General features: G+C 60.1%; 11 protein-coding genes. 9 read left to right on the top strand and 2 right to left on the bottom strand.

Annotation, left to right across the window (positions count from 1 at the left end; all coding sequences use genetic code 11):
* The first annotated feature begins 233 nt into the window (after positions 1–233).
* A complete protein-coding gene (locus tag NA645_RS12195; RefSeq protein ID WP_256049043.1) occupies positions 234–1,580 on the top strand; it encodes an NCS2 family permease in 1,347 nt (448 codons plus the stop codon).
* A 546-nt stretch (positions 1,581–2,126) separates the two neighbouring features.
* Here the strand turns inward: NA645_RS12195 and uraH are convergent.
* Positions 2,127–2,480, bottom strand: a complete 354-nt coding sequence (gene uraH, locus NA645_RS12190) for a hydroxyisourate hydrolase (RefSeq protein WP_131651050.1) — start codon at positions 2,478–2,480, stop codon at positions 2,127–2,129.
* Between the two features lie 345 nt (positions 2,481–2,825).
* Between uraH and puuE the strand changes: the two genes are divergently transcribed.
* The 7 genes from puuE to NA645_RS12155 all read left to right on the top strand — a co-directional run bounded on the left by puuE (position 2,826) and on the right by NA645_RS12155 (position 10,573).
* Positions 2,826–3,758, top strand: a complete 933-nt coding sequence (gene puuE / locus NA645_RS12185) for an allantoinase PuuE (RefSeq protein ID WP_256049042.1) — start codon at positions 2,826–2,828, stop codon at positions 3,756–3,758.
* The gene (gene uraD / locus NA645_RS12180; protein WP_181101947.1) at positions 3,755–4,270 is read left to right on the top strand and encodes a 2-oxo-4-hydroxy-4-carboxy-5-ureidoimidazoline decarboxylase; all 516 of its coding nucleotides are present in this window, start codon (positions 3,755–3,757) and stop codon (positions 4,268–4,270) included. Before puuE ends, uraD begins: the two co-directional genes overlap by 4 nt.
* Before the next feature lie 149 nt (positions 4,271–4,419).
* Positions 4,420–4,944 (top strand): ureidoglycolate lyase, encoded by a 525-nt coding sequence (locus tag NA645_RS12175; RefSeq protein ID WP_131651047.1) that lies wholly within the window; start codon positions 4,420–4,422, stop codon positions 4,942–4,944.
* A gap of 141 nt (positions 4,945–5,085) precedes the next feature.
* Positions 5,086–6,333, top strand: a complete 1,248-nt coding sequence (locus NA645_RS12170) for a urate hydroxylase PuuD (protein ID WP_256049041.1) — start codon at positions 5,086–5,088, stop codon at positions 6,331–6,333.
* A 169-nt stretch (positions 6,334–6,502) separates the two neighbouring features.
* On the top strand, positions 6,503–7,852 hold the full coding sequence (locus NA645_RS12165; RefSeq protein ID WP_256049040.1) for a nucleobase:cation symporter-2 family protein: 1,350 nt from the start codon (positions 6,503–6,505) through the stop codon (positions 7,850–7,852).
* Positions 7,853–8,182: 330 nt separating this feature from the next.
* Entirely contained in the window at positions 8,183–9,682 is a 1,500-nt protein-coding gene (locus tag NA645_RS12160) for a uracil-xanthine permease family protein (protein ID WP_131651044.1), read from the top strand.
* 75 nt (positions 9,683–9,757) lie between these two features.
* Positions 9,758–10,573 carry an outer membrane protein OmpK gene (locus tag NA645_RS12155; protein WP_256049039.1) on the top strand — a complete coding sequence of 272 codons (816 nt, stop codon included), beginning with the start codon at positions 9,758–9,760 and terminating at the stop codon, positions 10,571–10,573.
* A gap of 131 nt (positions 10,574–10,704) precedes the next feature.
* Here NA645_RS12155 and NA645_RS12150 read toward each other — a convergent pair whose 3' ends face one another.
* Complete coding sequence (locus tag NA645_RS12150; protein ID WP_256049038.1) at positions 10,705–12,636, bottom strand: methyl-accepting chemotaxis protein; 1,932 nt, start codon at positions 12,634–12,636, stop codon at positions 10,705–10,707.
* Positions 12,637–12,825: 189 nt separating this feature from the next.
* Between NA645_RS12150 and NA645_RS12145 the strand changes: the two genes are divergently transcribed.
* Positions 12,826–14,286 carry a sensor domain-containing diguanylate cyclase gene (locus NA645_RS12145; RefSeq protein WP_256049037.1) on the top strand — a complete coding sequence of 487 codons (1,461 nt, stop codon included), beginning with the start codon at positions 12,826–12,828 and terminating at the stop codon, positions 14,284–14,286.
* The last annotated feature ends 5 nt before the right edge of the window (positions 14,287–14,291 follow it).

Below are 14,291 nucleotides of genomic sequence, written 5' to 3'. Positions count from 1 at the left end.
GTCCCCTCTGCCAGCAGCAAAGTCGCCGCACGGCTGAGAAGAATTCTGCAGCGACGATTAACAGGCGGAAATTCTGCAAATCGAGTTGCAATTCTTGTATACAAAAGCATAATCGCGTCAAGCCTTCCTGACCTCTCGGTCAAAAAAACCGAACAGGACGAGCCTAACCATCACCTGCCCTCGAGAGTACCGCGCTCTGGGTGATAGACAACAAGAACGATGAGGAACACCTTGTGGACACCACCAAGCAGGAACAGCAGACCGCCGCGCTGCAACCAAACAACCCCGGCTGGCTCGACCGATTCTTCAAACTCAGCGAACACCGCACCAGCGTCAAAACGGAACTGCTCGCTGGCCTGACGACCTTCGTCACCATGGCCTACATCATCTTCGTCAACCCGAACATCATGGCGGCTGCGGGCATCGACCACGGCGCGGCGTTCGTCGCAACCTGTGTCGGTGCCGCATTGGGCTGCATGCTCATGGGTCTCTATGCCAACTGGCCGGTGGGTCTCGCGCCGGGTATGGGCCTGAACGCGTTCTTCACCTACACGGTGGTCGGCGAGATGGGCTACAGCTGGGAAATTGCGCTGGGAGCGGTTTTCCTGTCAGGCATTCTGTTCATGATCATGAGCCTGTCACGGCTACGCGAATGGCTGCTCAACAGCATTCCGATGAGCCTGCGCTTCGCCATGGGCGCCGGGGTCGGGCTGTTCCTCGGTCTGATCGGCCTGAAGACCGCCGGTATCGTCGTCGACAACCCTGCCACGCTGCTGACCATGGGGTCGTTCGGCGAACCCAACGCCTTGCTGGCAGCGATCTGTTTCCTGATGATCGCCGTGCTCAGTCATCGCAATGTGTTCGGCGCAATCCTGGTCAGCATGCTCGTAGTCACCGGCATCGGCCTGGCCATGGGTCTGGTGGAATACAACGGGCTGGTGTCGATGCCGCCGAGCCTGGCGCCGACCTTCCTGGCGATGGACGTCGCCGGTGCCTTCAACGTGGCGATGATCAGCGTCATTCTGGCGTTCCTGTTCGTCAATATGTTCGACACCGCCGGCACGCTGATGGGCGTCGCACATCGGGCGAACCTGGTCGACGACGACGGTCAGATCCAGAACCTCTCCCGCGCGCTGAAAGCCGACAGTACCTCCAGCGTCGCCGGGGCCTTTGTCGGCTGCCCGCCGGTCACAAGCTACGTGGAGAGCGCTGCGGGTGTGGCGGCCGGTGGCCGCACCGGTCTGACCGCAATCACTGTTGGCGTGCTGTTCCTCGCGGCCATGTTCTTCGCCCCGCTGGCCGGCATGATTCCCGCCTACGCCACTGCCGGCGCGCTGATTTACGTAGCGATGCTGATGATGAGTGGTATGGCGCACATCGACTGGAAGGACCACACCGATACCATCCCGGCGATCGTGACCGTGGTGATGATGCCGTTGACCTTCTCCATCGCCAACGGCATCGCCCTGGGCTTTCTGACCTACGCCACGCTGAAGATCCTGACTGGCCAGCGGGACAAGGTGTCGATCAGCCTGTATGTACTTTGCGTGATCTTCATCGCCAAGTTCGCCTTCCTCTAAGCCTGGCGAATCGAGCGGCCCCATCGCTTCGGCGGTGGGGCTTTTTATGTTTTGGCTGCGCCAAGCGCTCTTGCTCTGGCAGCTCTTCGGCTTGGGCGCCAAGTTAGTCTGTTCTTCGCCGCCGTTCTGCGGCAGCTTCTCAGCGCCGACCTGCCCATCGCTCCGCAGCTGCCAGCATGATCTGTAGCCGTGCCGGATCTATGCTGCGAGCCGGTGTACAGCCTCGGCGCGCTATCGCGTACTGCTAAGACCAGGCCTTTCAACCGCACCAAACCGCCTTGTTCGGTGGATATCGGACGGCATCGCTGCTTGCCCCTAACCACTCCGCTGCGTGCGGGTTGTGCTCTAGCCTTGCTGTTCGCGAGCAAGCTCGCTCCTATACGATCCTAAGCTCCATGCTCTGTCTGTAGGAGCGAGCTTGCTCGCGAACAGCAAGGCGAGTTCACCTGCACAGGCCCTTTCCTAAGCCCAAAAAAAACCCGCCATAGAGGCGGGGCGAAGACTCAAAGAGAGTCAAGTTTTACGCATGGGAGCGCGTACTGCCGCTCAGCTACCGCGATAAGTAGAGTAGCTGTACGGAGAAATCAGCAGCGGCACGTGGTAATGATCCTGCTCGGCGCTGATGCCGAAGCGCAGCACGACCACGTCCAGAAACGCCGGCTCGGGCAGTTGCACGCCACGACCGCGATAGTAATCGCCGGCACTGAACTGCAGCTGGTAAACGCCGGAACGGTAGTCGTCCCCTTCCAGCAATGGTGAATCGCAACGGCCATCGGCATTGGTCTGGCGCGTGGTGATCAGCTCGAGGCGCTCGCCTTCAACCCGATAGAGTTCGATGCGGATGTCGCTGCCGGGGCAGCCGTGCGCGGCATCCAGTACATGAGTAGTCAAACGTCCCATAGATTCTGGCATCGCGGATAAACCGCTAATGCCCGCCTCCTCTTGTGATTGGTGTGGACTGGGTTCGAGCATAGCATGCGTACAGGCTTTTGAAAGACAGTTTCAATAAAAATTGTACACAATCTAAAACCTTTTCATCTTACCTACCACCCTGCCCGTTGCAGACGCCCTATCCAGAGCGTACGTCCTTGAAGGACGAGCGTGGCAATCGCTACCACCGAACGGCGCGCGAGAAAATTTAAAGATTGGTGATTTACAAACTGCAAAACGTTTTGTATACAATTGATCCATGACGGTCGTACAGCAATTCACGGTGGCGACCCGTATTCAAATAAGGAATAACAAGTGAGCGCCGACTACCCTCGTGACCTTATCGGCTATGCCGAAAACCCACCCCATCCGCAATGGCCGGGCAATGCCCGCATCGCCCTGTCCTTCGTGCTCAATTACGAAGAAGGCGGCGAGCGCTGCGTATTGCATGGTGACAAGGAGTCCGAAGCCTTTCTTTCCGAGATGGTTTCTGCCCAGCCGTTCCAGGGCGTGCGTCACATGAGCATGGAGTCGCTCTACGAATACGGCAGCCGCGCCGGTGTCTGGCGTCTGCTCAAGCTGTTCCGCAAACACGATATTCCGCTGACCATTTTTGCCGTGGCCATGGCCGCGCAACGGCATCCGGACGTGATCAAGGCGATGGTCGCCGATGGCCACGAGATCTGCAGCCACGGCTATCGCTGGATCGACTATCAGTACATGGACGAGGCCGAAGAGCGCGAGCATATGCTCGAGGCCATCCGCATCCTGACCGATATCACCGGTGAACGTCCGCTGGGCTGGTACACCGGCCGCACCGGCCCGAACACACGCCGTCTGGTACGCGAGGAAGGCGGTTTCCTCTATGACTGCGACACCTACGACGACGATCTGCCCTACTGGGACCCCGAATCCACTCCGGACAAGCCGCATCTGGTGATCCCCTACACGCTGGACACCAACGACATGCGCTTCACCCAGGTGCAGGGCTTCAACACCGGCGACGACTTCTTCAAGTACCTGAAGGATGCCTTCGATGTGCTCTATGCCGAAGGCACCGAGGGCGCGCCCAAGATGCTGTCCATCGGGATGCACTGTCGCCTGCTGGGTCGCCCGGCACGTCTGGCCGCACTGCAGCGCTTCGTCGAGTACGCCAAGAGTCACGAGCAGGTATGGTTCGCCCGCCGTGTCGATATCGCACGCCACTGGCACGCCACTCACCCTTTGAAACAGGAACCCGCCGCATGAGCCGTTTTCAGACATTGCAGCCTTCCAGCCTCGACCGTGACGCATTTGTCGCTGCCTTCGCCGACATCTACGAGCACTCGCCGTGGGTCGCGGAGCAGGCTTATGACAAGGGTGTCGATGCCAGTCTCGACGACATCGAGACGCTGCATGCACGCATGGCCGACATTCTCCTGAGCGCGCCGCGTGAAACGCAGCTGGCGTTGATCAACGCGCACCCGGATCTGGCCGGCAAGGCCGCCGTGCGTGGCGAGCTGACAGCCTCCAGCACCTCGGAGCAGGCCGGCGCCGGCATCCATGAATGCACCGCCGAGGAATTCGCACGCTTCACCGAGCTGAACGAGGCCTACAAGGACAAGTTCGGTTTCATCTTCATCATGGCGGTCAAGGGCAGCAACCGGCACCAGATCCTGGCGGCGTTCGAGGAACGTCTGCACAACACCCCGGAGCAGGAATTCGACCGGGCAGTGAGCGAGATCAACAAGATCGCGCTGTTCCGTCTGCAGACGATGTGAGCAAAGCGTCGGAGGCGAAACCATTGGCTTCGCGGCAAGCCGCCGCGTAGCCAAGCAACAGAATGAAGCAAGCCCTCTGCCATGCGCCGAGGGATGGGGTGAGAGTCTCATCCCACTCGAATAACAACGAACACACGAGTAACCCAGCCATGCGAACACTCAAGATCGAACCGTTGACCAAGGAAGCCTTCGCCCCTTTCGGTGATGTGATCGAAACCGAAGGCAGCGATTACTTCATGATCAACAACGGTTCCACCCGCCGCTATCACAAGCTGGCGTCGGTAGAGACCGCGCAGCCGGAAGATCAGGCCATCATCAGCATCTTCGCCGCCGATGCGTTGGAGATGCCGCTGGCCATTCGCATGCTCGAACGACATCCGCTGGGCAGCCAGGCGTTCATTCCGCTGCTCGGCAACCCCTTTCTGGTCGTGGTCGCGCCACTTGGCGATGCACCTGTACCGGGACACGTCCGCGCCTTCCGCAGCAACGGCAGGCAGGGCGTCAATTACCACCGCGGCGTCTGGCACCACCCGGTGCTGACGATCGAAAAGCGGGATGAATTCCTGGTGGTCGATCGCAGCGGTTCTGGCAACAACTGCGACGAGCATTTTTTCACCGAGGACGAACTGGTTCTCCTCGACCCCCACCGGGACTCCGAGCAAGCGACCGATTGATCGACCAAGCGCCACGCCGGCACGGTTGCCGCGCACAACCGACGCCGGATATACGCGCCGCCGAACAAGCGGAACACTTGCAACGAGTCGAATAAGAAGAAATAACCGGCTGGTGCGCCAGCCGTGCAAGAGGTAATTATCGTGGAAGCACATCTGACCGAATGGCTGAACCTGGGTATTCGCTGGATTCATATGATCGTCGGTATCGCCTGGATCGGTGCCTCGTTCTACTTCGTCTGGCTGGAAAACAACCTTAACCGTGCCAACCCCCGAGAAGGCCTGTCCGGCGATCTCTGGGCGATCCACGGCGGTGGTATCTACCACCTGGAAAAATACAAACTCGCACCGCCTCAAATGCCGGAGAACCTGCACTGGTTCAAGTGGGAGGCCTATACCACCTGGCTGTCGGGCGTCGCCCTGCTGATGGTGGTCTACTACCTCAACCCCAGCCTGTACCTGATCCTGCCTGGCAGCGGCCTCTCGCCTGCCGCCGCTATCGCCGTCGGCTTCGGCTCGCTGATCGTCGGCTGGTTCGTCTATGACCTGCTCTGCGACTCGCCACTGGGCAAGAAACCAGCGCTGCTCGGTCTGGTCCTGTTCGTTCTGGTGATCGCCGCGTGCTGGGGCTATTCGCAGATCTTCAGTGGTCGCGCCGCCTACATCCATACCGGTGCGCTGATCGGCACCATCATGGTCGGCAACGTGTTCCGTATCATCATGCCGGCCCAGCGTGCGCTGGTCGCCGCCATCGAGCAGAACCGCACGCCGGACCCGGTGCTGCCCGCCAAAGGCCTGCTGCGCTCGCGTCACAACAACTACTTCACCCTGCCGGTGCTGTTCATCATGATCAGCAACCACTTCCCGAGCACCTACGGCAGCCAGTACAACTGGCTGATCCTGGCCGCACTCGGCGCGTTGTCAGTACTGGTACGCCACTACTTCAACACCCGCCACGACAGCAACCGCTTCGCCTGGGCCCTGCCCGCCGCGGCAGTCGGCATGATCTGCCTGGCTTTCGTACTGTCGCCTAACCGTCAGCCCGCTGCACCCAACCTGGCCGCCACCTCCCCGGAGCAAGCGAGCATGGCCGCGCAGCAAAGCGGCACCGCGAGCGCCGAAGCCGGTAATAGCGAGTTCGCCGCGGTCAAGCAGGTGATCGACGAGCGCTGCACCGTGTGCCATGCCGCCCAGCCGAGCAGCCCGCTATTCAGCGCGCCACCCGCCGGGGTCATGTTCGACACGCCTGAGCAGATCAAACTGCAAGCCGCGAAGATTCATGCTCAGACCGTGGCCAGCCAGATCATGCCGCTGGGCAACATGACCAACATGACTCAGGAAGAGCGCGACTTGCTCGGTGCCTGGATCGACAAGGGCGCGCAGATCAACTGATCGTGCCCGCAGGCCGCGCTTTCGAGCGCGGCTTTTTTTTGTCCATTACCTACCTCATGAATAGCCGTAACAGGGTTCTGCCCTAGCAGAATCCCAGCTCGAATATCAGCCCCGCACGTTCAGCGGGGCCACGCGACATCCAATAACAAAAGCGTCCGAGGTGTTTTGCATGAACGATGTAACCCAGCGGGAAACCGCGCCCGTTACAGAAAAGCAGCTGCCTTTGTTGCAGATGCTGCTGGTGAGTTTTCAGCACGTACTGCTGATGTATGGCGGGGCCGTCGCCGTGCCGCTGATCGTCGGCCAGGCTGCCGGTCTTTCTCGTGAGGAAATCGCTTTCCTGATCAATGCCGATCTACTGGTGGCGGGTATTGCCACGATCGTTCAATCCATGGGGATCGGTCCGGTCGGCATTCGCATGCCGGTGATGATGGGCGCCAGCTTCGCTGCGGTCAGCAGCATGGTTGTCATGGCCGGCATGCCCGGCGTGGGCATGACGGGTATTTTCGGCGCGACCATTGCCGCCGGCTTCTTCGGGCTGCTGATCGCACCCTTCGTCTCCAAGATCGTTCGCCTGTTTCCGCCGCTGGTGACCGGCACGGTGATCACCGCCATCGGCTTATCGCTGTTCCCCGTAGCGGTGAACTGGGCCGGTGGCGGCAGCACCACCGGCCAGTTCGGCGCCCTGCCCTACCTCGGCGTAGCAGCTGCGGTGCTGACCGTAATCCTGCTGATCAACCAGTTCATGCGCGGCTTCTGGGTCAACGTCTCGGTACTGGTGGGCATGGCGTTGGGTTACGTGCTGGCGGCCAGCCTGGGGATGGTCGACCTGTCGGGCATCAACTCGGCGCCGGCGTTCCAGGTGGTCACGCCGAATCACTTCGGCGCACCGCAATTCCTCCTCGCGCCAATCCTGTCGATGTGTCTGGTGGTGGTGATCATATTTGTCGAGTCCGCCGGCATGTTCCTCGCGCTGGGCAAGATCACGGGACAGGACGTCGACCCCAAACAGCTGCGCCGCGGCCTGCTGTGCGATGCCGGTGCGACGTTCTTTGCCGGCTTCATGAACACCTTCACGCATTCGTCGTTCGCGCAGAACATCGGTCTGGTGCAGATGACCGGCGTGCGCAGCCGCTACGTGACCGCCGTTGCCGGATTGTTCCTGATCAGCCTGAGCCTGCTGCCAAAGGCCGCGTTCATGGTCGCCTCGATTCCCGCGGCGGTTTTGGGCGGCGCCGGCATCGCCATGTTCGGCATGGTCGCAGCCACGGGCATCAAGATCCTGCAAGAAGCCGATATCGGTGACCGTCGCAACCAGCTGCTGGTCGCGGTGAGCATCGGTCTAGGCATGGTGCCGGTAGTCCGTCCTGAATTCTTCGCGCACCTGCCGCACTGGATGGAGCCCATCACCCACAGCGGAATCGCCGTAGCCACCATCAGCGCTGTGACGCTGAACCTGCTGTTCAACGTGCTCGGCGGGCCGGAGCGCAATGCGCTGACCGGTGCGGCTCAACACTGATCCATGACGGAGCGCGCCGCGACGGAACGCGGCGCCGAACCGACTCCGCTGCGTCCGCCCCGCCGACGAAAGCTCGCCACCAAACTGTCACCGCCCTGCCGGACACCAACGCCAGCCAACCGCACTACCCACCCGATCGGGCGCCGCTCACCTTCTATTTGCGCCTGTCGCAATTGTGCACAATATTGAAATTAATTGTTTAACCATATGTTCACAGGTTGTTATAGTCAGCTCATCCTGACCGCCGGAACAACTTTTCGGCGACCAGCGATCGGGGTCCGTGCAGCCCCAAAGCCCATGACCGAACAATAACTAATGGCAGGCTTGACCATGACCGCAACCGAATCCAGGAGCGGTGACGCTCCCAACCAGGACCTGATCTATCAACTCGAGGATCGCCCGGGTCCGCTTCCCGCCACATTTGCCGCTATCCAGCACGTGCTGGCCAGTTTCGTTGGTGTCATCACTCCGACCCTGATCATTGGCAGCGTGCTTGGCCTGGGCGAATACGTGCCCTATCTGGTGAGCATGGCGCTGTTCGTGTCCGGCCTCGGCACCTTCATCCAGGCCAAACGGGTTGGCCCAGTCGGCGCTGGCATGCTCTGCCTGCAAGGCACTAGTTTCGGCTTTCTCAGCGTGATCCTAGCGGCAGGCTTCATTGTCAAAGGTCGTGGCGGCAGCCCCGAAGAAATCCTGGCTACGCTGTTCGGTGTCGGTTTCTGCGCCGCCTTCGTGGAGATTGGGGTAAGTCAGTGCATCCATCGGCTACGTAGGATCATCACGCCGGTGGTTACCGGCACCATTATCTGTCTGATGGGCCTGTCGCTGATCAAGGTTTCGATGACGGATATTGCCGGCGGCTACGGGGTTGAAAATCCAGGCGAGCTACACAACCTGGCGCTGGCTGGGCTAGTGCTTGGCACCATCATTCTGCTCAACCGCTTCGGTATGCCACTGCTGCGGCTGTCGGCAGTGATCGTCGCCTTGGCGGTAGGCTACTTTGCCGCCTGGATGATGGGCATGGTGGATTTCTCCAGCCTCGCGGCGCTCCCGGCAGTGAGCGTGCCGCAGCCGTTCAAGTTCGGCTTCGCCTTCGACTGGATGGCATTCATTCCGATCGCAGTGATTTTCCTGATCACACCTCTGGAAACTGCGGGTGACCTGACAGCCAATTCGATGATTTCGCGCCAGCCGGTCAAGGGTCCCCTGTACATGAAGCGCATCAAGGGTGGCATCTTGGGCGATGGCTGCAGTTCGCTGTTGGCGGCAACCTTCAACAGCCTGCCGATGACGACTTTCAGCCAGAACAACGGTGTGATCCAACTGACCGGCGTCGCCAGCCGCCATGTCGGGCTGTATATCGCTGGCATCTTGATTCTGCTGGCGCTGTTCCCGGCAGTGGGCGGCGTACTGCAGTTGATGCCCAAACCGGTCCTCGGCGGTGCCACGCTGATCATGTTCGGTACCGTCGCGATCGCCGGGATCAAGATCCTCGCCGAAGCAGGCCTGAACCGTCGCAATATGCTCATCGTCGCCATCTCGCTGGGTCTCGGGCTGGGCGTGGCTGCGGTACCGGATGTGCTGAACAATCTGCCCGAGGTATTGAAGAACATCTTCGGGTCGCCGATCACCATTGGCGCCTTCAGCGCAATCCTGCTCAACTTCATCCTGCCCCGCGAACCGGAGGAACTGGACGACTATGACCCCGACAACCTGATCGAGGATTCGGTCGGCACCAATACCCTGGCGGTCAACATCCCGGATTATTCGAAGGTCGCACCGAAGGCGACCAGCAACGATCCCTCAGCGCACCTGACACCAACGGGCTGATCAGCCCTTGCGCCAGGGCACAACGGTGCCCTGGCAGCACTGCATTCACAACAACAAAACCAAAGGGCACTCCGCATGAACTTCAAACTCGCTCCTCTTTCGCTGGCGCTATCCGGCAGTCTGCTTGCCGCTCCGGCCTTCGCAGAGATGCATTGGCAGAACAACAGCCTGACGTACCTGTACGGCAAGGATTTCAAGATCAACCCAGATATCCAACAGACGATCACGTTCGAACATGCCAGCGGCTGGAGTTGGGGCGACATGTTCCTGTTCGTCGATAACATCTGGTACAACGGCGTCAGTGGCAGTGATGGGCATACCTACTACGGCGAGTTCAGCCCGCGCCTGTCGTTAGGCAAGATTACCGGCCAGGAAATGTCGTTCGGCCCGATCAAGGATGTTCTCCTGGCAGCCACTTACGAGCGCGGCGAAAGCACCGACGGGGTCCCGAACCAGAACTACTTGCTTGGCCCGGCCGTCGACCTGGATGTGCCAGGCTTCGATCGTCTGGCGATCAACGTCTACTACCGCAAGCCCGACGGCACCACAGGCAAACCGTCCGGCCAATGGCAGGTCACGCCGACCTGGGCCATGACTTTCCCGGTAGGCAAATCCGACATTCTTTTCGATGGTTATATCGACTGGGTAGTCAACGATGCCGGCTCCGAGAGCCGCGGCGATTTCATCTCGAAAAACCTGCACATCAACCCGCAGATCAAATATGACTTGGGCAAGGCGCTCGACGGCGAGCCCGGCAAGCTCTACGTGGGTATCGAGTACGACTACTGGTCCAACAAATATGGCATCGAGGACGGCGGGTTCGTTAGTGAGAACTTCGTTGGCCCAACCGACCAGAACACCTTCAGCCTGCTGGTGAAAGCGCACTTCTGACGATACGGTCAGGTTGATGAATACAAAGAAGGCAGCCAATGGCTGCCTTCTTCGTTTCTGCAGGATTCAGTTGCCGAACATACTCATCCTGTAAATGAAGGGCGCCAGTTCTCCCCGGCGCCCTTCGCTCATCACAACTTGAAACTGCCCATCTGCCGGCTCAGGTCGTCCGCCAGGCGACTCAGCGCATGACAGTCCTCGCGGCAACCCTGTACGTCACTGGCGGTCGCTTGGGCGAGGTCGGCGATGCCCTGGACGTTGCGAGTGATTTCTTCGGTCACACTGCTCTGCTCTTCGGTCGCTGCGGCCACTTGGGCGTTCATGTCGCTGATCGCTTCGACCTGCTCGGTGATGGCGTTCAATGACTGGCCGGTGAGCTGGCTGGCTTGCACACCGGTACCGGTGGCAGCCTGCCCGGCATGCATCGAGCTGACCGCGTTGTCCGCGCCGCTCTTGAGGCCTTGAATCATCTGCTGAATTTCATCGGTCGATGCCTGGGTGCGGCTGGCCAGGGTGCGCACCTCATCGGCGACGACCGCAAAGCCACGTCCCATTTCTCCGGCACGTGCCGCTTCGATGGCCGCGTTGAGCGCAAGCAGGTTGGTCTGTTCCGAGATGCTGCGGATCACGGCCAGCACCTTATCAATGGACGCCACCTGCTGAGCCAGATCGGTGACCGATTCAGCGGCGTGGCCAATCTCACCGGACATCTTCTCGATGTGCGCGATGGACTCTCCAACCACCTTGCCCGCCTGCAGCGCCTCTTCACGCGCACCTTGCGAAGCGTGTGCGGCGCTGCTGGCGTTGCGAGCGATCTCCTGCACCGTCAGGCCCATTTCGTTGACGGCCGTGGCGACCATGTCGGTCATCTCGTTCTGGCGCTCGGCACGGTTTGCGGTGTTATCGACGACTTCCGCCACCTGTCCCACTGCGGTACGCAGCTGCTGGCTGGTACTCAGCACGTCGCCGATAAGACCGCGCAGGCTGCCAATGAAACGGTTGAAGCCACGCGCCAAATCACCCAGCTCATCGGCACGGCTCTCGTCAAGCCGACGGGTCAGGTCGCCGCCACCGCCACCGATTTCCACCAGCGCCGAGGTCACCTGGCGAATAGGCCGTACCAGCCCGCGTGCCAGCACCACCACCAGCCCCAGGAAGAACAGCGCGATACAGGCGGCGATCAGGCTGATTGTCCACAGCGTGCGTCGCGCTTCACCGAAGATCTCCGCCTCGGGAACCTCGCTTACCAGTAACCAGCCCAAGCCTTCGATCGGTTGAGCCACTGCGAGGATGACCTCGCCGTCACGCTCGAAACGTATCGCCTTGTTGGCGCCGGCAAGCAGTTCCTGGGCCGCTTGCGCACTGGTCAAGGTGCGAAGCTCGGTACGATCATTGTGCTCGGTAGCCGGATGGACCTTGACCCGGCCATCGCTGCCGACCAGATAGACATTCCCACGCTCGCCGAAACGGAAATTGCTGATCAGCTCGGACATGCTTTTCAGGCTGTATCCAAGCCCCGCCACGCCGAGCGTCTTGCCGCCGGACCTGATGCGTTGATTGATGAACAGCGTTGGCTGGCGCGAGGCCTTGTCGATATCGATCTCGATGCGCTGTTCGATGTTGCCGTCGATCAGACTGTAGAACCAGCCATCGGCAGCAGCACCGCGGTTGAGCGTGCGCGACAAGCCCGTCTCGGAGTAGTAGTTGCCGCTCTCCAGCACCACGACCGAGGTCGTTAGCGCGTTCTGCTGCATCTTCACACCGTCGAGGTAGCGGCTGATCGCGGCCGCCTGGTCCGCGCTCTCGCCATCGCGCATCCACTCCTGCACGAAGGTATTGCCGGCGATGCCGCTCGTCGCGGTGATCGGCTCCGCCAAGGTGCGTTGGATATCGTTACGGATCGCTGTGACGTTGGCTGGCAGCGCTTCTCCGATCAGATAGCGTTCCGCCAGACGGTTGACCGCCGAGGAATAAACGGCGATGACGATCAGAATGCTTGTGAGCAGGGCTGCCCCCATACTCACGATCAACTGCCACTGAATACTGCGTCGCATGAAAGGCATGGAGGTATCTCGCTTTTGTTTTTTCTTAACGTACACATTTCATTGCCGAAATGTATACGAAATATTAGCTTCTAGAGCTTAAATGGCTATCGGCCAGGTTTTCGATGCCTTTAGATACCGTCCGGCGGCTCGGCAATCGCGCTCAGGCAAAGCGCCTCGCCAGCATTAGTCGGGCTACAAGGGGAATGGATGTATCAACCGAATCTGAAGCAGACCACGCTGTTGACGCTGCTTGCCTTCATCATCGGGCTAGGCTTCTTGATCGCGACCATCGCCAATTACTTCGCGTCACGCGACACCATCCGCCACAGCATCATCGGCACCGAGCTTCCCTTGACAGCAGACGTGATCTCCCTGGAGCTGCAAAAGGATCTGGTCAAGCTGGTCCAGGTCGCCTCGGCCATGGCCGAAGATCCGTTGCTGCTCGACTGGGTGGATCAGGGTGAGCGCAACACGAAGCTGATCACTCGTTACCTCCAAGCCATCAAGAAGCGTTACGACACGTCAAACGCCTTCTTCGCCTCCGATCGCTCGCAGATCTACTACACCGATGATGCACACCAGCCCATGCGCCCCGATGAGCCGGCGCACCACTGGTTCTACCGTTTCGAAGGTGCCGGGACGCCTTGGGAAGTCGTCGTGGATGTCCGGCGTCTGACCCTGTTTCTCAACTATCGAATGACAGCAAGTGATGGCTCGTTCCTCGGTGTGGCCGGGGTCGGTATGAGTCTGGATCGCATGCGTCATCTGATGGATACCTATCAACGGCGCTATCAGCGCACCATTTACTTCGTCGACAGCCAGCAGAACGTCGTCGTAACCGGTAGCGAAGCTGGCTCGGAAGAGATTCCGCGCGGTGCTCATCTGAGCGATATCCCCGCACTGCACGACCTCAAGCAGCAGTTACCCGAGCTGCGGACCGGCTCGTTTCTTTACCGAAGCGATGGCGAGCAGCATTTCATCAATATCCGCTACATCCCCGAGTTGAAGTGGTATCTGATGGTGGACAAGCGCGAACGCAACGTCATGGCGCCGGTACAGCGCACCCTTTGGATCAATCTGCTGATCGGATTCAGCGTCATGCTGATAGTGCTCGGGCTGGTGGGTTCGATCAGTCGCCGCTATCTGCAACGCATCGAAGCCATGGCCATCCACGATGCGCTGACCGACTTGCTCAACCGGCGCGGCTTCGGCCTGGTCGCCGAGCAGGCGATGCTTGAAGCAAAACGCCAGCGTAGCGACCTTTGCGTCCTGATCCTGGATCTCGATCATTTCAAGACGTTCAACGATACCTACGGCCACCTCGGTGGCGATTTTCTATTGCGCAGCTTCGCCAGGCTACTGGCCCAACAAATACGCCAGAGCGACTTGATATCACGCTGGGGTGGCGAGGAGTTCGTGATCATGTTCAAGGACACCGATCTGGCCACCGCACTGGCGCTAGCGGAGAAAATCCGTGCAGCCACCGAGGCTGCGACATTCGACTTCGAAGGCACGCCATTGCGAGTGACGGTCAGTATAGGCGCGGCCCAACTGTCACCGGGCGGTAACCTGGAGTCTCTGCTGGGCGCTGCCGATCGGGCCTTGTATCGGGCGAAAAATGGCGGACGCAACCAGGTCTGCAGCGCAACGGGCACAGCTACCAGTTGATCATC

This window comes from Stutzerimonas stutzeri, from assembly GCF_024448955.1.
GTDB classification, from domain to species: domain Bacteria; phylum Pseudomonadota; class Gammaproteobacteria; order Pseudomonadales; family Pseudomonadaceae; genus Stutzerimonas; species Stutzerimonas stutzeri_AQ.
Note: the sequence above shows the minus strand (reverse complement) of the source record. Positions and strands in the feature narration are given on the sequence as shown.